Genomic DNA, 23,741 nt, shown 5'->3' with positions numbered 1-23,741 from the left:
CATCGGAACCCATGCAGAGGTTCGACCCGGCGGAGTTGCTCGCCGTCGCCCGCGAGGAGGCCATTCTCGGCAAGTCCGGGGGAGGCGTCCCGATCGGTGCCGCATTGTTCACTGTGGACGGTGGGCTGCTCGGCCGGGGACACAATCGCCGCGTGCAGGACGGCGACCCGTCGATGCACGCCGAGACCGCCGCCTTCCGCAATGCCGGGCGGCGCCCGCACTACCGGGACACGGTGATGGTGACCACCCTCTCGCCGTGCTGGTATTGCAGCGGGCTGGTCCGGCAGTTCGCCATTTCCCACGTGGTGATCGGCGAGGCCCGCACCTTTTCCGGTGGCCACGACTGGCTCGCCCGGCACGGCGTCGGGATCACCATCGTCGACGATCCGGCCTGCGTCGCGCTGATGACGGAGTTCATCGAACAGCACCCCGAACTGTGGTTCGAGGACATCGGGCAGGAGGTCCCATGAGTTCCGTCCCGCTGATCGACCTGGCTCCCTGGTCCCAGGGCGATGCCGCAGGCAAGGCCGGCGTGGCCGCGCGTGTCGACAGCGCGTTGCGGGACTCGGGCTTCCTGCTGATCACCGGGCATGGCGTGGCGGACGACCTCCGGTCGAGGATGCGGTCGCTGTCCCGGGAGTTCTTCGCCCTGCCCGAGGAGGCGAAGGCCCGTTACGCGGTAACGGTCGGGGGCCGGGGCTGGCTGCCGCCCGGTGTCGAGGCCAACGGCTACGCCGAAGGCACCGAGACCCCGCCCGACCTCAAGGAGTCCTATTCGGCCGGTGCCGAGGACGGCGTCGGCGTTCCGGAGGTGGACTCGTTCTGGTTCCAGCCCAACGTCTGGCCGGGCGAGGTCGCGGGATTCGCCGCGGCCGCGCGTGAATACATGACGCGGATGCGATCTCTTTCGGACGAACTGCTCACGATCTTCGCCGCGGCACTCGGCCTCGAGCCCACCTACTTCACCCGCCACACCGGACATCCCACCTACACCTTCAACATCAACTGGTACCCGCCGATCACGCGCGTGGGCGCGCCGCGGGACGGCCAGTTCCGGATCGGGCCCCATACGGACTTCGGCACGGTGACGGTGCTGGACCGCCAGGCCGGGGCCGGCGGGCTGCAGGTCTACACCGGCGACGGCGAGTGGGTGGACGCCCCGTTCGAGGCCGGCGCGTTCACCATCAACATCGGCGACCTGATGGCCCGGTGGACCGGCGACCGCTGGCGGTCGACCCGGCACCGGGTCCTCCCGCCGGATCCGAGCGCCCCCGACGAGGACCTGGTTTCGCTGATCTTCTTCTACGAGACCGACCACGACGCCCGCATTTCGTCACTGGCCCCGCCACGGGGCCGGCACGGCTATCCCGACGTCATCGCGTCGGAGTACCTCCGCGAGAAACTGGACGCCATCACCGTCGGCCGGCCCTCGACACTCCACCCGGACCCAGCAAGGCGCGAACAAAGATAACAGCCGCATAACAGCGATTCGGCCATCCTAGTGATGATTCGCGACCACACAGAACGGACCGGGTACAAGAAACAATGGCAGACGGCATCGACGTCTTCACCAAGTACCAGACCGTGTACGACTGGTCCGCGGTCCGGCGTGCCGGGTACGAGTTCTGCTATGTCAAAGTGAGCGACGGCGACGAGAACCGGCCCGACAACGGCTACGGGCCCGGGGGCCGGGCAGCCAGGCTCGCGATGGGTGCCTACCACTATGCCCAGTTCGGCGATCCGGTCGCGCAGGCGGACCGGCTCGTCGACCGGGCCGTCGCGGCGGAGCTGACCGACCTCGCGCCGGCACTGGACCTGGAGGACCCGTTCAGCCCGAACCAGACCGCCATCGACTTCGCCATCGCGTTCCTGCGCCAGGTGGCCGCCCGCGGCCATCGCCCGTGCCTGTACGGCAACAACACCATGCTTTCCACCGTGCTGGCACCGGTGAAGGCCGCGGTGCCCGAGACCGTGGTCTGGGCCGCCCGGTACGGCGCCGCCCCGACGGTGACCTACGACATCTGGCAGTGGTCCAGTTCCGGCTCGGTCCCGGGGATCACCGCCAGCGCCGTCGATCTCAACCGGGGAGTGGTGCCCGGCAACATGCCGGGCCTGGTCGGTCCCGGTTCTTCCATCGCAACCCTGTATCCGGAGGACGCCATGGCAAGAGTTCCCAAGGGCGGCAGCGCGGGCGGCATCGGGAGCGCGCTCAACTACCAGCTCGCCGTCAGCATGCTGCGCGAGCACGACGTGATCATCGCGCCCGGCGACCTGCCGGTGGTGCTGTACGCGTCGTACCACTGGGCCTGGGACGCCGGCACGGGCGGCAACCCGGTGGAGGACCCGAACAGCCCGGTCGTGGTCCCGGTGCAGGGTTCCTACAGCTACATCGTGCCGAAGGGCACCGGCAAGGTGGACATGCTCTACTGGTCCGACGACGACTTCACGGTGCTGGTCGCGCCCCGCTGACCCACCGCGGCCGCGTGCACGGCGCCGACCAGGCGGTCGTTTTCCGGGGCGGCCCCGCCGGGGAAGGGGAACCGGCGCCGGTTGTAGCCGTAGGCCAGCCCGCTTCGTGGATCGGCCAGCGCCTGCGGCCCCGCCGCACCGCTGTGCCCGAACGCTCCCTGGCCGAGCACGGGACAGCTGTCCGCCTGCGCCTGGAAACCGAGCCCGAACGCGCGGTGGGAACGCGCCACGAGGTCGTAGCCGGACGAGTGGATCTGACCGAAAGCCGCGATGGTGTGCGGTTTGAGCAGTGGTGCCCGGCCCCCGACCGTGCTGATCGTGGCCGCGTACATACCGGCCAGGCCCCCGGGCCGAAGCGACCCCGCCGACCGATGCCTGCCCCTTGGCGCGCACGACGCGGAGATTGGGCAGGGCGTCCAGCACGACCGCGCTCCGATGGTTGCGGTTGAAGGCGATGCCGGTCAGGCTGTCCGGCCCGGTCGCGGCCGCCTCGAGCAGGGCCGACTGCTCGGGCGTGGGCGACATCGGCAGGGCGGTGAGAAAGCGCTTTTCCTGTTCCCCGGGCAGACCGAGGTAGAAGTCGAGACCGTGGGGTGCGCGGACACGTGCTTCGAACACCTCCTGGATGGTCTGCCCGCTGACGCGGCGCACCACCTCGCCGGTCAGCGCCCCGATCACCAGCGCGTGGTAGCCGAAGGCGGTGCCCGGACGCCAGTACGGCCGCTGCGGCGCGAGCCGTTCGGCGATCAGTGCGTCGTCGGCGATCTCCTCCGGCAGGAACCCACCGTCGGCACCGACGACACCGGCGCGATGGGCCAGCAGGTCGCGCAAAGTGATCTCGTGCTTGCCTTCGGCGCCGAACTCCGGCCAGTAGTGGCTCACCTTCTCGTCGAGATCCAGCGTGCCGTCCTGGACGAGCAGGGCCACGACCAGATGGGCCACGCCCTTGGTCGAGGAAAAGACGCCGGTCAGCGAGTCCCCGCTGATTCCGGGGCCGGTCCACAAGTCCACGACGAGCTCACCGCCGACGTAGGCCACCAGCTGGGCCGCGTAGTCGCCGCCCTCCTGCGCCGCCACGGCGGCGAACTCGTCCCGTACGGACTCGAAACCGGCGGCAACCCGGCCCTGGGGAACGATCTCGATCGGCATCGCTTCTCCTCGGGGATCAAGAGACAGACTCCTGATCAAGCCCGGAAGCGCAGTTATTCCCGGGACGAAACGTGGTCACCACCGGGGAGCCCCGGCGTCGACGAACACGCGCGTCGCCGCACGGTGGGCAGGTAGCGACTCAGGCCAACCCTAGGCCATGGTCGTCACCCGCAAAGCGGCACGGCCCGCTTCGGTGAGCTCGGCGGGCACACGGTCACCGGGGTGCGAAGGACGGATGTAGCCTTGGTGCGCGAGTTCGTGCGCGATCACCTGGTCACAGCAGGCGAAGCCGTCGATGAACAGGTCGGGCTCGCAGCTGCCGGACATCACCGCACGACCCGCCGCGACTGCCCGTAGCATCGCCCTCGCGCGATGGGAAAGCTCTCCGTTCGCTCCGGTCACCGGAATCATCCCCCTTGGGAAACCTCAAACACGCACTCACTCTGTTATCGCGTGTTGCTCCGTTAGCGTTAACCACCTCTCTTCTATAGAGGCGCGCCGTCACCGCGAGATACCGGTCACTGCACATTCGTCAGGACGCGTGGCCCCCCACCCGGGTTCGGCAGCTCTCTTCCGAGTACCCGCGCCCAGCGCCGGGCAATCTTGCGGCGCCGCCGTGTGTCATCGGTGAGCAGGCTCGCCAGTCCCAGCCCGCGCGCCAGGTCCAAGGTGGACTGCACCAGTTCGCGCACACCCCGGTGCGACTCGTTCACGCCGAGCAGTTCCAGCGCCGTCCGGTGCGCTTCCCGGCCGACCTGCGCCTCCAACGGCACCAGCGCCGCCCGGAGCGCGTCGTCGGTGGAGGCGACCACCCACAGGTGCAGCGCCGCCCGGAACATCGGCCCGGTGTAGAGATCGAGCAGCATGTCGACCACCGGCTGGATCCGGGATTCCCCTGGCGGCAGGCCTTCGGCGCGCCTGCGCAGCTCGGCGACCTGCACCTCGCCCATGTGCTCGACCGCCGCCGTGACCAGGTCCTCCCTGGTGCGGAAATGGTGTTGTGCGGCGCCACGCGAGACCCCCGCGCGCTGCGCGATCACCGCGACGGTGGTCCCGCTCAAACCGAGTTCGGCGATGCAGGCGACGGCCGCTTCGAGCAGCCGCCGCCGCGTCGCACGGCTGCGCTCCTGCCGGGGCTCGCGGGGGGCGCTCATCAGTACGACTTCGGCAGGCCGAGGCTGTGCTGCGCCACGAAGTTCAGCACCATCTCGCGGCTCACCGGCGCGAGCCGGCCGACCCGCACCACGCCCAGCAGCGCGCCGAGCCCGTACTCCGCCGTCACCCCGTTTCCACCGTGCACCTGCACGGCCTGGTCGACGGCCTTGATCGCGACCTCTCCCCCGGCATACTTGGCCATGTTGGCCGCCTCGCCGGCGCCGAAGTCGTCGCCCGAGTCGTAGCGCGCGGCCGCCTTCTGGGTCATCAGCCTCGCCAGCTCGAGTTCGATCTTGATCTGGGCCAGCGGATGTGCGAGCCCCTGGTGGCTGCCGATCGGCGCACCCCACACGCTGCGGTCCTTGGCGTAGGACACGGCCTTGTCCAGGGCGAACCGCGCGAGTCCGGTGGAGAACGAGGCGCCCATGATCCGCTCCGGGTTCAACCCGGCGAACAGCTGCGCCATCGCCGCGTCCTCGGCGCCCACCAGCGCGTCGGCGGGCAGCCGCACGTCGTCGAGGAACAGACCGAACTGCTTGTCGGCCGAGATCAGGTCCATTTCGATCGGCCGGTACTCGAAGCCGGGAGCGTCGGTCGGCACGATGAACAGCGCGGGCTTGAGCCGGCCGGTCTTCGCGTCCTCGGTGCGCCCCACGACGAGCACGGCTTCGGCCTCGTCGACCCCGGAGATGAACACCTTCCGTCCATTGAGGACCCAGCCGGCACCGTCGCGAGCCGCGGTGGTGGCCAGCCGATGCGAGTTGGATCCCGCGTCGGGTTCGGTGATGGCGAAGGACATCCGGACCTCGCCGGTAGCGAACCGCGGCAACCACGCGCGCTTCTGCTCGTCGGTGCCGAAGCGGGCGATCACCGTCGCGCAGATCGCCGGGGAGACCACCATGAGCAGCATCGGTGTGCCCGCCGCGCAGAACTCCTCGCAGACCGCGGCGAGATCACCGATTCCCCCGCCGCCTCCGCCGTACTCCTCGGGCACCGCGACGCCGAGGTAGCCCAGCCGCCCCGCCTCGTTCCACAGGTCCGTGGTGTGCCCGCCGGTGCGGGCGAGCTTCGAGTAGTACTCGTGGCCGTAGTCGCGCGCCAGCCCCCCGACCGCTTTGCGCAGCGCCACCCGTTCTCCGGACTCGGTGAAACTCATGACGGTTCTCCCTCCGCTCGGACCACGGCGAGCACGGCGCCGACGTCGACCTGCTTCCCGACGGACACGGGCAGTTCGGCGACCACGCCGTCCGCGGGCGCGGTGATCCGGTGTTCCATCTTCATGGCTTCCAGCCACAGCAACGGATCCCCGGCCCGCACCCGGTCACCGGCCGACACCGCGATCCGCAGCACCGTACCGGGCATCGGCGCGACGAGTGAGCCCGCGGCGAGCGTGGTGCCGGGTTCGGCGAAGCGCGGCACGGGAGTGAGCGTGACCGGCCCGACGCACACGAGACCGGGATACCGGCCCACGTCGAAAGCCCGCCGGACTCCGGCGACATCGAGCACCACCCGCTCTTCCGTCGCCTCGGCCAGCCGGATGTCCTCACCGTCCACCGTCAACCCGGACCGGCTGAAGGTGTAGGCCACCTCGTACTCGGTGCCGCCCACGGCGAACCGCTTGCGGTGCGGCGCCGAGGGCACGTTCCGCCAGCCGCCCGGCCCGCCACCCCGGTTGACCTCGGCCTGCCCCAGCGCGGCCGCCACGGCCGCCAGCCGCTCGTCCCCCAGCGGCTCCGCCAGGGTGAGCAGACCGTGGCGGGCGAAGAACGCCGTGTCGATCTCTCCGGCCAGGAACGCCTTGTGGCGCAACACGTTCACCAGCAGATCACGGTTGGTGCGGACGCCGTGGATCTTCGCGCCGGCCAGCGCGGTCGCGAGCTTCCTCGCCGCCTCGGCCCGGCTCGGCGCCCAGGCGATCACCTTGGCCAGCATCGGGTCGTAGTGCACTCCGATCACGGACCCGCCGGCGACACCGCTGTCCACCCGGACATCGCCGGGCACCTCGAACCGGTGCAACGTTCCGGTCTGCGGGTGCCAGTCCGCGGCCGGGTCCTCCGCGTAGAGCCGGACCTCGATCGCGTGCCCGTTCGAGGCCGGTGGTTCGAGCGGGAGCCGGTGCCCCTCGGCGATCCGCAGTTGGAGGGCGACCAGGTCGAGCCCCGTGACGCATTCGGTGACCGGGTGCTCGACCTGCAACCGCGTGTTCATCTCGAGGAAGAAGAACCTGCGGTCGGAACTCACGAGGAATTCGACGGTTCCGGCGCCGACGTAGTCGATCGCCTTGGCCACCGTACGGGCCGCCTCGAACAGTTCGTCCCGCATCCGCTCGTCGACCAGCGGTGACGGCGCCTCCTCGATCACCTTCTGGTGCCGCCGCTGGATCGAGCATTCCCGCTCGCCCAGCGCCCAGACGGTGCCGTGCTCGTCGGCGAGCACCTGGACTTCGATGTGCCGGCCGGTCTCGAGATAGCGCTCGCAGAAGACGGTCGGGTCGCCGAACGCGGAAGCCGCTTCGGCCCGCGCGCTCTCCACCGCCGCGGGCAGCTCGCGGAGCGAGGTGACCACCCGCATCCCGCGCCCGCCACCGCCCGCGGACGCCTTCACCAGCACCGGCAGGTCCGCCTCGGTGACCTCGGCGGGGTCCACTTCGGCCAGCACCGGCACGCCCGCCCGCGCCATGATCCGCTTGGACTCCACTTTGGACCCCATCGCGGCGATGGCCGCGGGGGACGGGCCGACCCAGGTGAGCCCGGCGTCGAGCACGGCCTGAGCGAACCCGGCGTTCTCGGACAGGAAGCCGTAGCCGGGATGGACCGCATCGGCACCGGTCGCCCGCGCGGCCTCGATCAGGAGATCGGCCCGCAGGTAGGTGTCCGAAGGTGCGTCCCCGGGCAGCCGCACCGACGCGTCCGCCTCGGCCACATGCGGGGCGGCGGCATCGGCGTCGGAGAACACCGCGGTCCGGCCGATGCCCAGTTCGGTGCAGGTGCGGAAGATCCGGCGTGCGATCTCGCCCCGGTTGGCCACCAGAAGGGTGGTAATCATGCCATCACATCCGGAAGACGCCGAAGCCCTCGGCGCCCCTGATCGGTCCGTTGTGGATCGCGGACAGGCTCAGCCCGAGCACGGCCCGCGTGTCGCGCGGGTCGATGATGCCGTCGTCGTAGAGCATTCCCGACAGGAACATCGGCAGCGACTCGGCTTCGATCTGACGCTCGACCATCACGCGCATCGCGGCGTCGGCGTCCTCGTCGTAGGGCTGACCGCGGCCCTCGGCGGCGGCACGGGCCACGATGGACAGCACCCCGGCCAGTTGCTGCGGTCCCATCACCGCGGACTTGGCGCTGGGCCAGGCGAACAGGAACCGGGGCCCGTAGGCGCGGCCGCACATGCCGTAGTGCCCGGCGCCGTAGGAAGCGCCGATCAGCACCGAGAGGTGCGGCACCTTCGAGTTGGACACCGCGTTGATCATCATCGCGCCGTGCTTGATGATCCCGGCCTGCTCGTACTCCTTGCCCACCATGTATCCGGTGGTGTTGTGCAGGAACACCAGCGGGGTGTCGACCTGGTTGGCCAGCTGGATGAACTGCGTGGCCTTCTGCGACTCCTCGGAGAACAGCACGCCCCGGGCGTTGGCGAGAATGCCGACCGGGTAGCCGTGCAGGCTCGCCCAGCCGGTCACCAGGCTGGTCCCGTAGAGCGGCTTGAACTCGTCGAACTCGGAGCCGTCCACGATCCTGGCGATCACTTCGCGGGGATCGAACGGGATCTTGAGGTCACCGGGCACGATGCCGAGCAGTTCCTCGGCGTCGTAGACCGGCTCCGCGTAGTCCGGCTTCGGGGCCGGGCCGAGCTTGCGCCAGTTGAGACGCCGCACGATGCTCCGTCCGATCCGGATCGCGTCGTGCTCGTCCGCCGCGAGGAAGTCGGCCAGCCCGGAAACGCGGGCATGCATCTCGGCGCCGCCGAGCGACTCGTCGTCGGACTCCTCACCGGTGGCCATCCTGACCAGCGGCGGCCCGCCGAGGAACACCTTCGCGCGTTCGGCGACCATCACCACGTAGTCCGACATGCCGGGCAGGTACGCGCCACCGGCCGTCGAGTTGCCGAACACCAGCGCGATCGTGGGCACCCGCGCGGCCGAGGCGTTGGTCAGGTTGCGGAAGGTCTTCCCGCCCGGGATGAAGATCTCCTTCTGGGCAGGCAGATCCGCCCCGCCCGACTCGACGAGGTTGATCGCCGGCAGCCGGTTCTCCGCGGCGATCTCGGCCGCCCGCAGGCTCTTCTTCAGGCTGGAGGGATTGCTCGCGCCGCCCTTCACGGTCGGATCGTGGGCGGTGACCAGGCATTCCACGCCTTCGACGATCCCGATGCCGGTGACCACGCTGCCACCGACCTGGTAGTCGGTGCCCCACGCGGCGAGCGGGGACAGCTCCAGGAACGGTGAGTCCTCGTCGAGCAGCAGTTCGACGCGTTGCCGGGCGAGCAGCTTCCCGCGCTTGATGTGCCGTTCGACGTACTTCGGCCCGCCTCCGGCGATCGCCTTGGCGTGCTCGGCCTCCAGCTCGGCCAGCTTCTCCAGCATCGCTTCGCGGTTGGCCGCGAACTCGTCGCCTGTGACGTCCACAGTAGAACGAATCAACCCGTGTACCCCAATCGCCTGGCCGCGAGACCGTTCAGGATCTCGTTGGTGCCGCCGCCGATACCGAGAATCCGCACGTCCCGGTAGTGCCGTTCCACTTCGGACTCCCGCAGGTAGCCGAGCCCGCCGTGCAGCTGGACCGCCTCGCCGACCACCCATTCCGCGGCCTCGACGGCGCTGTTCTTGGCGAAGCAGGTCTCGGCGGTCACGTCCTCACCCGCCATGTACCGCTCGGCGACGTGCCGGGTGTAGACGCGCGCCAGGTCGATCTTGCGGGCCATCTCGGTGAGTTTGTGCTGCACCAGCTGCCGGGAGATCAACGGGCGGCCGAACGTCTCACGCAGCCGGCACCAGGCGAGCGTGAGGTCGAGCGCCCGCCGCGCGGTGGCGTAAGCCTGCACGGCCAGCGTAAGCCGCTCGGTCACGAACTGGGTCGCGAGCTGCGCGAACCCGCCGTTCTCCTGGCCGACCAGGTTCACCACCGGCACCCGTGCGTCCACAAAGGACAACTCTGCGGTGTCCGAGCAGTGCCATCCCATCTTCTCCAGCTTCCTGCCCACCGTGAAGCCCGGCGTGCCGCGCTCGATGACGAGCAGCGACAGCCCGCGCGCCCCCGGCCCGCCCGTCCGGACGACGGTGGTCACGAAGTCGGCGCGGCAACCCGAGGTGATGAACGTCTTGGCGCCGTTGACGACGTAGTGGTCACCCTCCCGCCGCGCGGTCGTGCGGATCGAGGCCACATCCGATCCGCCGTCCGGTTCGGTGACCGCCAGCGCACCGATCAGTTCCCCGGCCAGCGCCGGCCGCACCCACCGGTCGATCTGCGCCGGGTCTCCCGCCGCGGCCAGGTGCGGCAGCGCGATGCCACCCGTGAACAGCGAAGCGATCAGGCCACCGCTGCCACCCGCGTAGAGGATTTCCTCGGTCACCGTCACGGAGTCGAGGAAATCCCCTCCGCCACCGCCGGCACTCTCCGGAAAGGACACTCCCAGCAGACCGATCTCGCCCGCCTTGCGGTGCAACTCACGCGGCAGTTCCCCGGCACGTTCCCAGCCGTCGAGCGAGGGCAGCACCTCGGCCTCGACGAACCGCCGCACCGTCTCGCGCAACTCGACCCGTTCCGGCGTGTCGATCGTGCGTTCTCCGCGGCTTTGCGCGCCACGACCAGTCATGACGGGACCTCGACCCAGCGAGCGCGCAGCCATTCGCCGAGCGCCTTGGCCTGCGGGTCGAACCGCGCCTGTGCGGCGACGCCTTCGCCGAGCAGTCCGGTCACCACGAAGTTGAGGGCACGGAGGTTGGGCAGCACATACCGCCGGACCGGCAGGGGCGCGGTTTCCGGAAGCAGCCGCTGGAACTCCTCGACGGTCAAGTAGTGCACGAGCCACCGCCACTCGTCGTCGGAACGGGCCCACACGCCGACGTTGGCGTCCCCGCCCTTGTCCCCGCTACGCGCGCCCGCCAGCGTCCCCAGCGGCGCCCGCCGCGTCGGGCCCGGCGGCGGCGGATCCGGCAGCGGCGGATCATCCACATCGGACAGTGTGCGGGTTTCCATCGCGGGCGGGACGGAAACCCGCGAGCCATCCGGCAGCACCGCGACATGCGGCACCTCGACGGCGTCCACAAAGGACGCCGTGTACACGCCGAAGGGCGACGCGTCCGAAGGTGGCGTCGTGAGGTGGAAACCCGGGTAGCTGGCCAGCGCGAGTTCCACGGCGGCGTTACTGAACGCCCGCCCGGCGACCTTCGGGTCGCTGTCCTTGACCGTGCAGTGCAACAGCGCGCTCGCCCGCTGTTCGGTGCCGGCGTCCTCCTGGTCGGTCCGCGCGAGCACCCAGCGGATCTCGGCGGGCGGGCGCTCCTTCAGCACCGTTTCGAGCTGGTCGGTCACGAGCGCGGCCTTGGCCTCGATGTCCAGTCCGGTCAGCACGAAGGTGGCGGAGTTGCGGAATCCGCCGAAAGAGTTGAGGCAGACCTTGAGCGTCGGTGGTGGCGGTTCGCCCCGGACACCACTGATCCGAACCCGGTCCGGGCCGTCCTGGGTGAGCGAAATGGTGTCGAACCGGGTCGTGACGTCAGGGCCGGCGTACCGCGCGCCGGTGATCTCGTAGAGGAGCTGGGCGGTGACCGTGCCGACGGTGACCATGCCCGGCGTGCCTTCGTGCTTGGTGATCACGCTCGACCCGTCGGCGTGCAGTTCGGCGATCGGGAATCCGGGCGCGCCGAGCTCGTGCTCGGTGAAGAACGCGTAGTTGCCGCCCGTCGCCTGGGCGCCGCATTCGAGGACATGCCCCGCCACGACCGCACCGGCGAGGGCGTCGTAGTCGTCGCGGCGCCAGCCGAAGTGCGCGGCCGCCGGTCCGACGACCAGGGAAGCGTCGGTCACCCGGCCCGTCACCACCACATCCGCGCCCGCGCCGAGGCATTCGGCGATGCCCCGGGCGCCGAGGTAGGCGTTGGCGGTCAGAGGATCGCCGAGGCCGATTTCACCTGCGCGCGGAAGCAGATCGTCACCCTCCACATGCGCCACTGCCACGTCGAGCCCGAGCCTGCCCGCCAGTTCCCGGATGGCGTCCGCGAGTCCGGCCGGGTTCAGCCCGCCCGCGTTGGTGACGATCTTGACGCCCTTTTCCTTGGCCAGCCCGAGATTCTCCTCGAGCTGACGCAAGAACGTCTTGGCGTAGCCGCGATTCGGGTCCTTCAGCCGGTCGCGGCCGAGGATCAGCATCGTCAGTTCGGCCAGGTAGTCCCCGGTGAGCACGTCCAGCGGCCCGCCGGTCAGCATCTCGCGGACGGCGGAGAACCGGTCGCCGTAGAAGCCCGACGCGTTTCCGACTCTCACCGGGACCCTCCCGGCCTGCGGCCCCGCCCTGGCGCGCCGGCGAACGCCTGCGCGATGCCGAGCCACTCCCGAGCGTCCTCCCCGGCCGCGACCACGTCGGAGTCGGCCGGGTGAAGCCGCTGAGTGACCACGAGGCAGAAATCGAGCGCGCTGCCGGTCACTTTCTGGGTCGCGCCTTCAGGCCCCCACGACCAGGTTTCCCCGCTCGGTGCGACCAGTTCGACTCGGAAAGGCTCCGGCGGCGGGTTCAGCCCGTGCAGACTGAACGCGAAATCGCGCGTCCGGACGCCCAGGTAGGCGATGTGCCGGAGCCGGGCGGTCGGCTCGTGCACCACGGCGAGGGCGTCGAAGACGTCCTGCGCGTGCGCCCAGGTCTCCATCAACCGCGCGGTCGCCATCGACGCCGCGCTCATCGGTGGCCCGTACCACGGGAACTTCTCACCCGGCGGGGCCGCTCTCAGCGCCTCGGCCAGCTTCGCCCGCCCGGCCCGCCACCCGGCGAGCACTTCGGCCTTGGGCTTGGCCGCGCCCTCGGCGGCGCCGTCGTCGACATAGTGGTCTTCACCGGCGAGGGCCCGCTTCAACTCGGCGCCGAACTCGTCGGGAGTCCGCACGGCGATCAACGCCTTCGCGTCGGTCCAGGCCAGGTGCGCGATCTGGTGCGCGATCGTCCAGCCCTCGGCCGGGGTCGGCGTCGCCCAGTCCGCCTCGGCCACCAGTTCGTCGAGTTCCCGGCCTTCCGCCGCCAGATCGGTCAGGATCGGTTCGAGATCCACCACCAGCCTCGCCTCCTCGCGCCCGCCACAACCCTGGCACCACCGCCAGAAAAAATCAAGCACGCTTGATTGTTTTCCCGGGACGATCTAGCACACGGCCGCAACACGCCGCCATATTGGGGTCCGCGCAAACCGTCACCCCTACATGTAGTCTCTGATCCACCGGCAGCACCCCAGCGACGGGGGCGCACGGGGTGTCCGGGGACTTGTCCCCCAGGACATGCTGCTCGGCCGGTGAAGCCTTGTTCCAGCACGCCCTCCTCAGGTCGGCGTGCCGATCCAACGCGCCCTTTTTGGAGTGATGCATGTCTGTGGAAGCCAGCGCACCCGTCTCGGCTCCGGCGGCTGTGCGCGTGATCCGGCGGGACGGCAGCGTGTCCCCCTTCGACGCGAACAAGATCTCGGTCGCGATGACCAAGGCCTTCCTCGCCGTCGAAGGTGACAGCGCGGCCGCCTCCTCGCGGATCCACCACGTGGTCGCCGAGCTCACCCACCAGGTCTCCGACTCCCTGCTCCGGCACGCGAGCCCGGAGAAAGCCCTGCACATCGAGCAGATCCAGGACCTCGTCGAGCTCGCGCTGATGCGCGGCGGCCACCACAAGGTCGCGCGCGCCTACGTGCTCTACCGTGAGGAACGCGCCAAGGCACGTGAGACCGCCAAGCCGGTCGAGCAGGACGGCGCGATCCACGTCAAGGACACCGACGGCACGCTCCGCCCGCTCGACTGGGACCGGGTGGCCAAAGTGGTCGGCGAGGCCGTGGCCGGCATCGAGGACGCCTCGGCCGAACCGGTGCTGGTCGAGACCCGGCGCAACCTCTACGACGGGATCAGCGCCGGAGAACTGGCCCTCGCCCAGATCATGGCCGCCCGCACGCTGGTCGAGCAGGAGCCGAACTACTCGTCCGTCAGCGCCCGGCTGCTGCTGGACAAGCTGCGCGGCGAGGCCCTGAGCTACCTCGCCGGCGCCCCGCGCCAGGCCCGCCAGGACGAGATGGTCACCGCCTACCCCGGCTACTTCCGGGACTACCTCCACCGGGCGATCGAGCTGGAGCTGGTCGACCCCGAGCTGGCGACCTTCGACCTGGACCGGATCACCGCGGCCATCCGCCCCGAACGCGACCTCGACTTCGGCTTCCTCGGCCTGCAAACCCTCTACGACCGCTACTTCCTGCACCACGACGGCACCCGCTTCGAGCTGCCGCAGGCGTTCTTCCTGCGGGTGGCCATGGGTCTCGCGGTCCGCGAGGACGACAGGGAATCTCGTGCCGTCGAGTTCTACGAGTTGCTCTCGTCGTTCCACTTCATGGCGTCCACACCGACCCTGTTCAACTCCGGCACCACCCGGCCGCAGCTGTCGTCCTGCTTCCTGACCACGGTGGAGGACGACCTGGACTCGATCTTCCAGGCGTACAAGAACAATGCCCTGCTGGCCAAGTACTCGGGCGGGCTCGGTAACGACTGGACGCCGGTGCGCGGACTGGGCGCGCACATCAAGGGCACCAACGGGCAGTCCCAGGGCGTGGTGCCGTTCCTCAAGATCGCCAACGACACGGCGGTGGCCGTCAACCAGGGCGGCAAGCGGAAGGGCGCGGCGTGCGCGTACCTGGAGACCTGGCACATCGACGTCGAGGAGTTCCTCGACCTGCGCAAGAACACCGGCGACGACCGGCGCCGCACGCACGACATGAACACCGCCAACTGGGTGCCCGACGAGTTCCTGCGCCGGGTGGAGGCGGACGCCGAATGGACGCTGTTCTCCCCGGACGAGACGCCGGACCTGCACGACCTCTACGGCAACGCGTTCGCCGAGCGCTACCGCGCCTACGAGGCGGCGGCGGGGCGCGGCGAGATCAAGGTGTTCCGCAGGGTGCGGGCGGTCGAGCTGTGGCGGCGCATGCTGACCATGCTGTTCGAGACCGGCCACCCGTGGATCACCTTCAAGGACCCGTGCAACCTGCGTTCGCCGCAGCAGCACGTGGGTGTGGTGCACTCGTCCAACCTGTGCACCGAGATCACCCTGAACACCAGCGCGGACGAGGTCGCGGTGTGCAACCTCGGCTCGGTCAACCTGCTCAAGCACGTCACGCCCCAGGGCCTTGACGTCGAACGGCTGGAAAAGACCGTGCGGACCGCGGTGCGGATGCTCGACAACGTGATCGACATCAACTTCTACACGATCCCGGAAGCGCGGCGGTCGAACCTGCGGCACCGTCCCGTGGGCCTGGGCATCATGGGCTACCAGGACGCACTGTTCGAGCTCGGCGTCCCGCTGGCGTCGCGGGAGGCGGTCGAGTTCGCCGACCGCAGCATGGAGTACCTGTCCTACTTCGCGATTTCGGCCTCGGCCGGCCTCGCGGCCGAGCGCGGCCCGTACGCCACGTTCGAGGGTTCGCTGTGGAGCAGGGGAATCCTGCCGATCGACTCGCTCAAGCTGCTCGCCGAGGCGCGCCGGGGCGACGGCCTGGACATCGACACGTCGTCCACTTTGGACTGGGAGACGCTGCGGCAGCGGGTGCGCACGACCGGGATGCGCAACTCCAACGTGATGGCGATCGCGCCGACCGCGACCATCTCCAACATCTGCGGGGTGGGGCAGTCGATCGAGCCGCTGTTCCAGAACCTCTACGTCAAGTCGAACATGTCCGGCGACTTCACCGTGATCAACCCGCACCTGGTGCGCAGTCTCAAGCAGCGTGGCCTGTGGGACGAGGTCATGGTGTCGGACCTGAAGTACTTCGACGGCGGCCTCGGCGAGATCGACCGCGTGCCGGACGACCTCAAGCGGTTGTACGCCACGGCGTTCGAGATCGAGAGCCGCTGGCTGGTGGACGCGGCTTCGCGGCGGCAGAAATGGATCGACCAGGCCCAGTCGCTGAACCTCTACATCGCCGCGCCGAGCGGGCGCAAGCTCGACGAGTTGTACCGCTACGCGTGGCACAAGGGGCTGAAGACGACGTACTACCTGCGGGCGCGCTCGGCGACCCACGTGGAGAAGAGCACGCTCCGCGGCACGGACGGCAAGCTCAATGCCGTGCCCGCCGGCACTGGAGGCACCAACACCGTGCCCGCCGGCACCGGAGACACCAACACCCTGCCCGCTGACACCGGAGGCACCAACACCACCGCACCCACCGTCGTCGCTTCGCCCCCGGCCCCGGCACCGCAGCCCGCGGCGAGGCCGGAACCGATGCCGAAGGTGGACGACATCGACTTCGTCGCGGCCGAAGGCGCGGCCTGCCGCATTGACGACCCCGACTGCGAAGCCTGCCAATGAACACTCAGGGAATTACCGTGACCAACATCGAAGCCATCGACACCACCGGCCTCGGCGAGATCGACCGGGGCGCGGCCAGGGTCAACGTCGATGACAAGGCGATGATCAACGCGCGCGCCGACGTGAACCAGCTGCTGCCGCTGAAGTACCGCTGGGCCTGGGAAAAGTACCTCGCGGCCTGCAACAACCACTGGATGCCCACCGAGGTCGGCATGCAGGCCGACATCGCGCTGTGGAAGTCGCGTGACGGGCTCACCGACGACGAGCGCCAGATGCTCAAGCGCAACCTCGGTTTCTTCGCGACGGCGGAGTCGCTGGTGGCGAACAACATCGTGCTCGCGGTGTACCGCCACATCACCAACCCGGAGTGCCGCCAGTACCTGCTGCGCCAGGCGTTCGAGGAGGCCGTGCACACGCACACCTTCCAGTACATCTGCGAAAGCCTTGGCCTGGTCGAGGGCGAGCTGTTCAACATGTACCGCGAGGTGCCCTCGATCGCCGACAAGGACGCGTGGGCACTGAAGTACACACGGAATTTGGAGAACCCGGACTTCGAGACGGGCACGCCGGAGGCCGACCAGAACTTCCTGCGGGATCTGATCGCCTTCTACGTGGTGTTCGAAGGCATGTGGTTCTACACCGGGTTCGCACAGATCCTGTCGCTGGGGCGGCGCAACAAGATGGTGGGCATCGCCGAGCAGTACCAGTACATCCTGCGCGACGAGTCGATCCACCTGAACTTCGGCATCGACTGCATCAACCAGATCAAGATCGAGAACCCGCACCTGTGGACGCCGGAGTTCCAGGCGGAAATGCGCGGCATGCTCACCGAGGCCTGTGAGCTGGAGGTGGCCTATGCCCGCGACACCATGCCGCGGGGCATGCTCGGGCTCTCGGCGCCGCTGTGCGCGCAGTACCTGCACTTCATCACCGATCGCCGCGCCCAGCAGATCGGCCTGGAACCGATCTTCGGCGAGCCGGAGAACCCGTTCCCGTGGATGTCGGAGGCGATGGACCTGAAGAAGGAGAAGAACTTCTTCGAGACCCGCGTCATCGAGTACCAGAGCGGCGCCGCCCTCGACTGGGACTGAACCCGGGGAGACATCCGGTGCGGCGAGCGGCCCCTTGCCGCACCGGATGCGTCTGTGGTGGCCTGGGAGCACCGACCTGGCGGGAGGGCCTCGTGACGATCAAAGACCTGGGCTTTCTGCGGGTACGGCCCCCGGACCCCGCCTGGGGGCAAGCCCTCGGACCCCCTTTTCCACCGTTGACCTCGATCCCCCTGCCCAGGGCCGTGGACCGGCGCCTGCTCAACCAGCGGTGGCCGGTCCGCGAACTCGCCCCGCCCCCGCCGGGCAGCGGGCTCAAACCCGTGCTCGGTGACGCGGGGGCGCCGCTCGTCGGCCACACCCTGGATTCGATGCGCTTCGGTGTCGACTTCGCGCTGAGCCGTTACGAAAAGTACGGACCGGTGTCGTGGGTGGGCGCCTTCGGACAGCGGTTCGTGCTGCTGGGCGGCCCGGACGCGACCCAGGTCGCCCTGGTCAACAAGGACAAGGCGTTCTCGCAGGACGGCTGGCGCCACTTCCTGGACGCCTTCTTCCACCGTGGGCTGATGCTGCTCGACTTCGAGGAGCATCACCTGCATCGCCGGATCATGCAGGAGGCGTTCACCCGCGACCGGCTCGCCGGGTACGTCCGCCAGTTCGGCCCGGTGCTGCGCGAGAGGGTCGCCGGCTGGTCCGGCCGCCCGCGGCTGTACTGGGCGCTCAAGGGGCTGACCCTGGACGTGGCGACCCAGGTGTTCATGGGCATGCGCAGCAGCGCCGGTGCCGCCGCGATCAACCGCGCGTTCGTCGACTCGGTGCGGGCGCCGACCGCGCTCGTCCGGTTCCCGGTGCCGGGCGGCCGGTGGGCGGCGGGGCTGGCCGGCCGCCGGCTGCTGGAGCGCTACTTCCGGGCGAACCTGCCGGCCAAGCGGAGCGCCGGGGGTGACGACCTGTTCTCCGCGCTGTGCCAGGCCGCCGGAGACGACGGCGAGCGGTTCAGCGACGACGACGTGGTCAACCACATGATCTTCGTGATGATGGCCGCGCACGAAACCACGACGATCACCAGCACGGCCGCCGCCTACCACCTCGCCAAGCATCCGGAGTGGCAGGAGCGCGCCCGGGAGGAGTCCCTGGCGCTCAGCGACGACCTGCCCGGCCTCGACGCGCTCAACCGCCTGGAAACCCTCGACCTGGTGATCAAGGAGTCGCTGCGGCTGACCGCCCCGGTGCCGTCCCTGGCCCGCCGCGCGGTGACCGACACCGAGGTGCTGGGCCACTACCTCCCGGCGGGCACCCTGGTGAGCGTCTCCCCCAACGTCAACCACTACGCGCCGGAGTACTGGACCGCGCCACGCCGGTTCGATCCCGGGCGCTTCGCCGAGGGCCGGCGCGAGGACAAGTCCCACCGGTACGCGTGGATGCCTTTCGGCGGCGGCGCGCACAAGTGCGTCGGCCTGTACTTCGGCATGTTCGAGGTGAAGGCGCTGCTGCACGAGATGCTGCGGACCTGGCGCTGGTCGGTGCCCGGTACGTACCGGATCCGATGGGACTATGTGTCACTTCCGGTCCCCGTCGACGGACTCCCCGTTCAGCTGGCCGCGGTCTACCGCGGTAGCCGGGGTTTTCACCAAGTGTGATCACCTCTACACTGTTGATCACTCGTTCAGCCGGTACAGCCGCCGGTCAGACCGAGCTGGGGGCGGCACCCGCACGGGCGCCGGCCTGACCGGAAAGTCCGTTCGTGAAGAGAAGAGGTGAGACGTGGCCGAGCCTGGTGACCCCGCCGGGTTGGCGGCCATCGTCCACCGCTGGGCGGCGAGGCTGGCCGGAACGGAGGGCGTGGCGCTTACGTCCTCGCGGCTGGAGGAAATTCTGGGCGAGCTTGCGCAGGAAGCGGTCGCCTCCGTCGAAGCCACACGGGAAGCGGCGGCCAAGCGGTTCAGCGCGCTGTACACAGCCTCACCGATCGGGATCGCCCTGGCCGACCAGGACGGCACGATCATCGAGGTCAACCCGGCGATGGCGCGGTTCCTCGAGTACCGGTCCGAACAGCTTCACGGCCGTACCTTCGTCGATCTCGGCTTCGGCGACCGCGACAGGCAGCAGCTGGCCGACGGGCTGGCCGAGCTCGCCGAAACCGAAGCCGAGCACGTCCGCCAGCGGGTCCAGCTCACCCACTCCGACGACGCGGCCGTCTGGGCCGAAATCACCCTCGCCCGCCTGCCGGGTGACCGGCCCCGTATCACGTTCCCCGTGCTGATGGCGGTGGACGCGAATGATCTCCACACGCTCCAGGAGACGCTGCGGCACCAGAGCGGGCACGACCCCCTGACCGGGCTGTCCAACGCCTCCCGGTTCCACACCATGCTGGAGAACGCACTCAGCCCGACCGCCCGCGACCAGGTCGCGCTGATCTACCTCGACCTCGACGGGTTCCGGGTGATCAACGACGGGCTCGGCACCGGCATCGGCGACAAGGTGCTCAAGGGCGTGGCGGGCAAGCTCCGGGCCGTTTTCACCTCGCACCAGGCCCTGGTCGCCCGCCTGTCCGGGGACGGCTTCGGCATCCTGCTCCGCGGCAGGCTCACTCGCAGCGAGGTGACCGGACTCCTCGACCGGGCGATGGAGGATCTCGGCGAGCCGATCTTCTTCGGTGAGCAGGGGGTCGGGGTCAGTGCCAGCGCGGGCATCGTGGTGCGCGGCGTGTCCGAAGGCGGCCCGGAGGAGCTGCGCCGCGCCGCGGAACTGGCGCTGCACCGCGCGAAGGAGGCCGGGCGGGCACAGTGGATGCTGTTCGATCCGGAACGCGACGCGATCGACCGGGCCCGCTACCGGCTCGGCGCCGAGATCGCGGGCGCGCTGGAGCACGGGCAGTTCGACCTCGTCTACCACCCGATGGTGGACCTCGGCGAGCCGGGCGGGCTCTCCTCGGTGACCGCCGGGCTGGTGTGGCGGCACCCCGAACTGGGCGAACTGGACACCTGCCGGTTCTACCAGCTGGTCGAGACCACCGGCATGACCATGCCCCTGGGGAAGTGGCTGCTCTCCGAGGCGCTCGGCTCGGCGGCCCGCTGGCACCAGAAGTTCGGTGACAAGGCGCCCGACATCTGTATCCGGCTGCCCTACCGGCTGGCCAGCGACCCCGATCTGGTGAAGCTGATCCGCGAGCAGCTCGGCCGGCACGAACTGCCGGCGAGCGTGCTGCGGCTGTGCATCGAGCCCACCACGTTCGTCGACCGTGACGGCGAGGTGCTGGACTCCCTGATCCTGCTGGCCGAACTGGGTGCGAAGCCGGCGCTCACCGTCACCGGCTCGGCCGATCTGGAGCTGATCGCGCGCCACGACCTCCCGGTCGGCTACATCGCGCTCGACGGCGGGGTGATCGACGCGCTGGCCGAGGGCGAGGAAGAGCCCGCTGCCCGGCACCTGTGCCACCTCCTCGCCCGGGCCCGCGAGCTGAACCTGTTCGTCGGTGCCGCGAACGTCCGCTCCGCCGAGCACGCCGAACGGCTGTGCAAGCACGGGGTGCAGGCGGCCCGTGGCCCCTTCGCCGGCTCCTGCGACGATGACGAGATCGACGAGTTCATCGAGCGCCACACGAACTAAGCTGTCGCTCATGAAAAAAGGGGACCTGGCACCGGATTTCACCCTGCTCGACGACCGGGGTGAGCAGCGCTCACTGTCGGAGTTCCTCGCGGCGGGTCCCGTCGTGCTCTTCTTCTACCCGGCCGCGATGACCGCCGGGTGCACCGCCGAAAGCTGTCACTTCCGCGACCTGGCCAAGGAGTTCGCCGAGGTCGGCGCGCGGCGCGTGGGCATCAGCCCGGATCCGGTGGCCAAGCAGCAGGAGTTCTCGGCCCGGAACGGCTTCGACTACCCGCTGCTGTCCGACCCCGACGGGACGGTCGCCACCCAGTTCGGTGTGCGGCGCCGATTCGGCCCGCTGCTGACCCGCAGGCAGACCTTCGTCATCGGCACCGACCGCCGCATCCTGGAAGTGATCGCCAGCGAGCTCCGCATGGCGGTGCACGCCGACAAGGCCTTGGCGGTTCTCAGGTCCCAGAGCTAGCACCTGGCTCTGAAAACCTTGCCGCTCCGCGAAATCTCCGGCTAGAGTCGCGCGGTGTGATCAGCGCCCTGATCCCGTGGCTGGCCGACTCTGATCCGGCGTTGCGCTGGCAGGTCGAGCGCGATCTCGTGGGGAACCACCCGAGGTTTGGCAAGCAACGCGGGCCAGAATCGCGACCGAGGGCTTCGGCGCGCGCCTCCTCGCGCTCCAGGACCCGGACGGCCAGTGGGCGGGCGGCGCGTTCTTCCCCTCGGACTTCGACTCTCACGATCCTGAAGCGGCAAAGGATGCCGGGCAGCCCTGGACGGCGACGACGTGGACACTCAACTCGCTACGAGAGTGGGGCCTCGACTCCGCTGTCCTCCGCGAACGCCGCACGGCCGAGCTCCTCGCCGAGAACAGTCGCTGGGAGTACGACAACCTGCCGTACTGGGGTGGCGAGGTCGACTGCTGCATCAACGCCTGGACGGTCGCGAACGGGTTGTGGCTCGGCGCCGACATCACCGGCATCATCGACTGGTTCATCGCGCACCGGCTGCCCGACGGCGGCTGGAACTGCGAGTGGATCGAGGGCTCGACGCGATCGTCGTTCCACTCGACGCTCAACTCCCTCAAGGGACTGCTCGCCTACGACATCGCGACCGGGGGCACGGACGCGACGCGCGGTGCCCGGCGCTCCGGCGAGGAGTACCTCCTGCGCCGCGGGCTCTTCCGCCGGCTCTCGACAGGCGAGCCGGTGGCGCCGTGGGTGGACCGCTTCGCCTACCCGTTCCGCTGGTTCTACAACGTGCTCAACGCGGCCGAGTACTTCCGCCAGGCGGCACTGTTCGTCGGCGCGGCGCCGGACCCGCGCATGGCTGACGCGATCGAGCTGATCCGTGCCGCCGGGCAGCCGGACGGCACCTGGCTCCAGGTCCGCCGGCACCCCGGGCGGGTGTGGTTCGAAATCGACGCTCCGGCCGGGCAGCCATCGAAATGGCTGACTCTGTTCGGGGCACGAGTGCTCGCCTGGTGGGACTCCCGCAATCCCTAGTTGTAGATCGCGCTCTGCGGGATGTCCGTGTCGTTCCGCAGGGCGGCGAACAGTTGCTGCGACTTGGCCTTGTCCCAGTTCTCCGCCGACCCCGAGGTCACCGGGACGGTGGTGGTGACCAAGCCGCCGGAGGAGATGCCACGCAGTGCCCATCCGAGGGCGAGCAGGTTCTGCAGGTGGTCACCGGAGTCCATGGTCAGCGCGTCCGGTGCGGACGACAGCAGCGGGAACAGGTGGAACGGGTTGAGCAGCGCGCCGGGGCTGGCGATCTGGCCCGCCAGCGCGCCCATGAACTTGCGCTGGTTCTCCACGCGGTCCAGATCGGAGCGCGGGGTGGCGTCGCTGTGCCGCATGCGCACGAAGCCCAGCGCGTGCGCGCCGTCCAGCGTCTGGCATCCCGCCGGGATGGTGATGTTCGTGAAGTCGTCGTGCATCTGCTTGTCGATGCACATGTCCACGCCACCGATCGCGTCCACGATGTTGGCGAAGCCGCCGAACCCGATCTCGGCGTAGTGGTCGATGTGCAGGCCGGTGGCCTGCTCCACGGTCTGCACCAGCAGCGGCGCCCCGCCGATCGAGAACGCGGCGTTGATCTTGTTCTTGCCATGGCCGGGAATCGTGACCTGGGAGTCACGCGGCAGGCTGAGCAGGGTCGGCTTGGTGCTGTTGTCCGGCAGGTGCGCGATCATGATCGTGTCGGTGCGCTTGCCGCCGCCTGCCGCCGCGACGTCGCCGGTCGCGAGCTTCTGCTCCTGCTCCGGGGTGAGCCCGTCCCGGCTGTCCGAGCCGACGATGAGCCAGTTCGTGCCGGCCGCCGCCGCGGGCCGGTTCGAGAGGTTCGCGAACGCCTCCGTGCGGTTGATCGAGGTGTCCAGGTAGATCCACACCCCGGCGAGGAACACCACGAACAGCACGACCAGCGACAGCAGGATCTTGCCGGCACCGAACCGGCGCCGCCGCCGCGGGCGCGGCGGCGCGGAGGGTGGCGGCTCCTCCTCGTACGGACCGGGCTCGGGCCGCGGCTGGACCGGCAAAGCCCTGGTACGGGGCGAGGCGGCCGGGCGGGCAGCACCAGGGTGGGCGGCTTCCCTGCCGGGCAGCGGGAGCGCCTGCGCCGGCTGGTGCTGCCTCGGGCCTCTCGGCTGCGGCCGCCCTCGGCCGGGATAACCGCCGTAGTCACCGCCGTAGCTCATCGCGCTCACCGTTCCCCGATCGAGAGGTCTGCGGGTTCCAGTGAACCGTAGACCTCGTCACCTAGGACGCCCAACTCCCGGAACGG

At 69.6% G+C, this 23,741-nt stretch carries 19 protein-coding genes and 1 pseudogene; 9 read left to right on the top strand and 11 right to left on the bottom strand.

From position 1 onward, the window contains the following. The first annotated feature begins 11 nt into the window (after positions 1-11). From VJT49_RS33475 to VJT49_RS33465, 3 genes are all read left to right on the top strand, one after another. Positions 12-470: a nucleoside deaminase gene (locus VJT49_RS33475; protein WP_324168990.1), complete on the top strand. Its 459-nt coding sequence runs from the start codon at positions 12-14 to the stop codon at positions 468-470. Continuing rightward, positions 467-1,471, top strand: a complete 1,005-nt coding sequence (locus tag VJT49_RS33470; protein ID WP_324168989.1) for an isopenicillin N synthase family dioxygenase — start codon at positions 467-469, stop codon at positions 1,469-1,471. Before VJT49_RS33475 ends, VJT49_RS33470 begins: the two co-directional genes overlap by 4 nt. A 74-nt stretch (positions 1,472-1,545) precedes the next feature. After that, positions 1,546-2,469 carry a glycoside hydrolase family 25 protein gene (locus tag VJT49_RS33465; RefSeq protein WP_324168988.1) on the top strand — a complete coding sequence of 308 codons (924 nt, stop codon included), beginning with the start codon at positions 1,546-1,548 and terminating at the stop codon, positions 2,467-2,469. Here VJT49_RS33465 and VJT49_RS33460 read toward each other — a convergent pair. The 10 genes and pseudogenes from VJT49_RS33460 to VJT49_RS33415 form a co-directional block, all read right to left on the bottom strand. Then, entirely contained in the window at positions 2,424-2,801 is a 378-nt protein-coding gene (locus VJT49_RS33460; protein WP_324168987.1) for a hypothetical protein, read from the bottom strand. The two genes, VJT49_RS33465 and VJT49_RS33460, sit on opposite strands and share 46 nt — an antisense overlap. Then, positions 2,701-3,618, bottom strand: a pseudogene (locus tag VJT49_RS35565) (serine hydrolase domain-containing protein); the annotation flags it as partial. The gene VJT49_RS33460 and the pseudogene VJT49_RS35565, both read right to left, overlap by 101 nt. 150 nt (positions 3,619-3,768) lie before the next feature. Beyond that, entirely contained in the window at positions 3,769-4,029 is a 261-nt protein-coding gene (locus VJT49_RS33450) for a hypothetical protein (protein WP_414636141.1), read from the bottom strand. Between the two features lie 107 nt (positions 4,030-4,136). After that, positions 4,137-4,772, bottom strand: coding sequence for a TetR/AcrR family transcriptional regulator (locus tag VJT49_RS33445; protein ID WP_324168984.1), 636 nt, complete (start codon positions 4,770-4,772; stop codon positions 4,137-4,139). Continuing rightward, positions 4,772-5,929, bottom strand: coding sequence for an acyl-CoA dehydrogenase family protein (locus VJT49_RS33440; protein WP_324168983.1), 1,158 nt, complete (start codon positions 5,927-5,929; stop codon positions 4,772-4,774). Before VJT49_RS33440 ends, VJT49_RS33445 begins: the two co-directional genes overlap by 1 nt. After that, positions 5,926-7,818, bottom strand: a complete 1,893-nt coding sequence (locus tag VJT49_RS33435) for a biotin carboxylase N-terminal domain-containing protein (RefSeq protein ID WP_324168982.1) — start codon at positions 7,816-7,818, stop codon at positions 5,926-5,928. The genes VJT49_RS33440 and VJT49_RS33435 overlap by 4 nt, the downstream gene beginning before the upstream one ends. 4 nt (positions 7,819-7,822) lie before the next feature. Continuing rightward, the gene (locus VJT49_RS33430) at positions 7,823-9,358 is read right to left on the bottom strand and encodes an acyl-CoA carboxylase subunit beta (RefSeq protein WP_324169001.1); all 1,536 of its coding nucleotides are present in this window, start codon (positions 9,356-9,358) and stop codon (positions 7,823-7,825) included. 53 nt (positions 9,359-9,411) lie between these two features. Then, the gene (locus VJT49_RS33425) at positions 9,412-10,587 is read right to left on the bottom strand and encodes an acyl-CoA dehydrogenase family protein (RefSeq protein WP_324168981.1); all 1,176 of its coding nucleotides are present in this window, start codon (positions 10,585-10,587) and stop codon (positions 9,412-9,414) included. Further along, complete coding sequence (locus VJT49_RS33420) at positions 10,584-12,200, bottom strand: acyclic terpene utilization AtuA family protein (protein WP_422652945.1); 1,617 nt, start codon at positions 12,198-12,200, stop codon at positions 10,584-10,586. Before VJT49_RS33420 ends, VJT49_RS33425 begins: the two co-directional genes overlap by 4 nt. Before the next feature lie 53 nt (positions 12,201-12,253). Continuing rightward, positions 12,254-13,036, bottom strand: a complete 783-nt coding sequence (locus VJT49_RS33415; protein WP_324168979.1) for a TIGR03084 family metal-binding protein — start codon at positions 13,034-13,036, stop codon at positions 12,254-12,256. Positions 13,037-13,338: 302 nt separating this feature from the next. Here VJT49_RS33415 and VJT49_RS33410 point away from each other — a divergent pair, with 302 nt between their 5' ends. The 6 genes from VJT49_RS33410 (at position 13,339) to VJT49_RS35560 (ending at position 22,462) form a co-directional block, all read left to right on the top strand. Further along, complete coding sequence (locus VJT49_RS33410; protein ID WP_324168978.1) at positions 13,339-16,308, top strand: ribonucleoside-diphosphate reductase subunit alpha; 2,970 nt, start codon at positions 13,339-13,341, stop codon at positions 16,306-16,308. Between the two features lie 17 nt (positions 16,309-16,325). Continuing rightward, positions 16,326-17,399 (top strand): ribonucleotide-diphosphate reductase subunit beta, encoded by a 1,074-nt coding sequence (locus tag VJT49_RS33405; protein WP_324168977.1) that lies wholly within the window; start codon positions 16,326-16,328, stop codon positions 17,397-17,399. Positions 17,400-17,515: 116 nt separating this feature from the next. After that, the gene (locus VJT49_RS33400; RefSeq protein ID WP_324169000.1) at positions 17,516-18,997 is read left to right on the top strand and encodes a cytochrome P450; all 1,482 of its coding nucleotides are present in this window, start codon (positions 17,516-17,518) and stop codon (positions 18,995-18,997) included. 124 nt (positions 18,998-19,121) lie between these two features. Beyond that, positions 19,122-20,966: a diguanylate cyclase domain-containing protein gene (locus VJT49_RS33395; protein ID WP_324168976.1), complete on the top strand. Its 1,845-nt coding sequence runs from the start codon at positions 19,122-19,124 to the stop codon at positions 20,964-20,966. Between the two features lie 10 nt (positions 20,967-20,976). Continuing rightward, entirely contained in the window at positions 20,977-21,429 is a 453-nt protein-coding gene (locus VJT49_RS33390) for a peroxiredoxin (protein WP_324168975.1), read from the top strand. Between the two features lie 481 nt (positions 21,430-21,910). Continuing rightward, the gene (locus tag VJT49_RS35560) at positions 21,911-22,462 is read left to right on the top strand and encodes a hypothetical protein (protein WP_414636140.1); all 552 of its coding nucleotides are present in this window, start codon (positions 21,911-21,913) and stop codon (positions 22,460-22,462) included. Here the strand turns inward: VJT49_RS35560 and VJT49_RS33380 are convergent. Next, positions 22,459-23,655: an LCP family protein gene (locus VJT49_RS33380; RefSeq protein ID WP_324168974.1), complete on the bottom strand. Its 1,197-nt coding sequence runs from the start codon at positions 23,653-23,655 to the stop codon at positions 22,459-22,461. The two genes, VJT49_RS35560 and VJT49_RS33380, sit on opposite strands and share 4 nt — an antisense overlap. Positions 23,656-23,741: the final 86 nt, after the last annotated feature.

It is taken from the genome of Amycolatopsis sp. (genome assembly GCF_035276945.1).
In the GTDB taxonomy this organism is placed as follows: domain Bacteria; phylum Actinomycetota; class Actinomycetes; order Mycobacteriales; family Pseudonocardiaceae; genus Amycolatopsis_E.
Note: the sequence above shows the minus strand (reverse complement) of the source record. Positions and strands in the feature narration are given on the sequence as shown.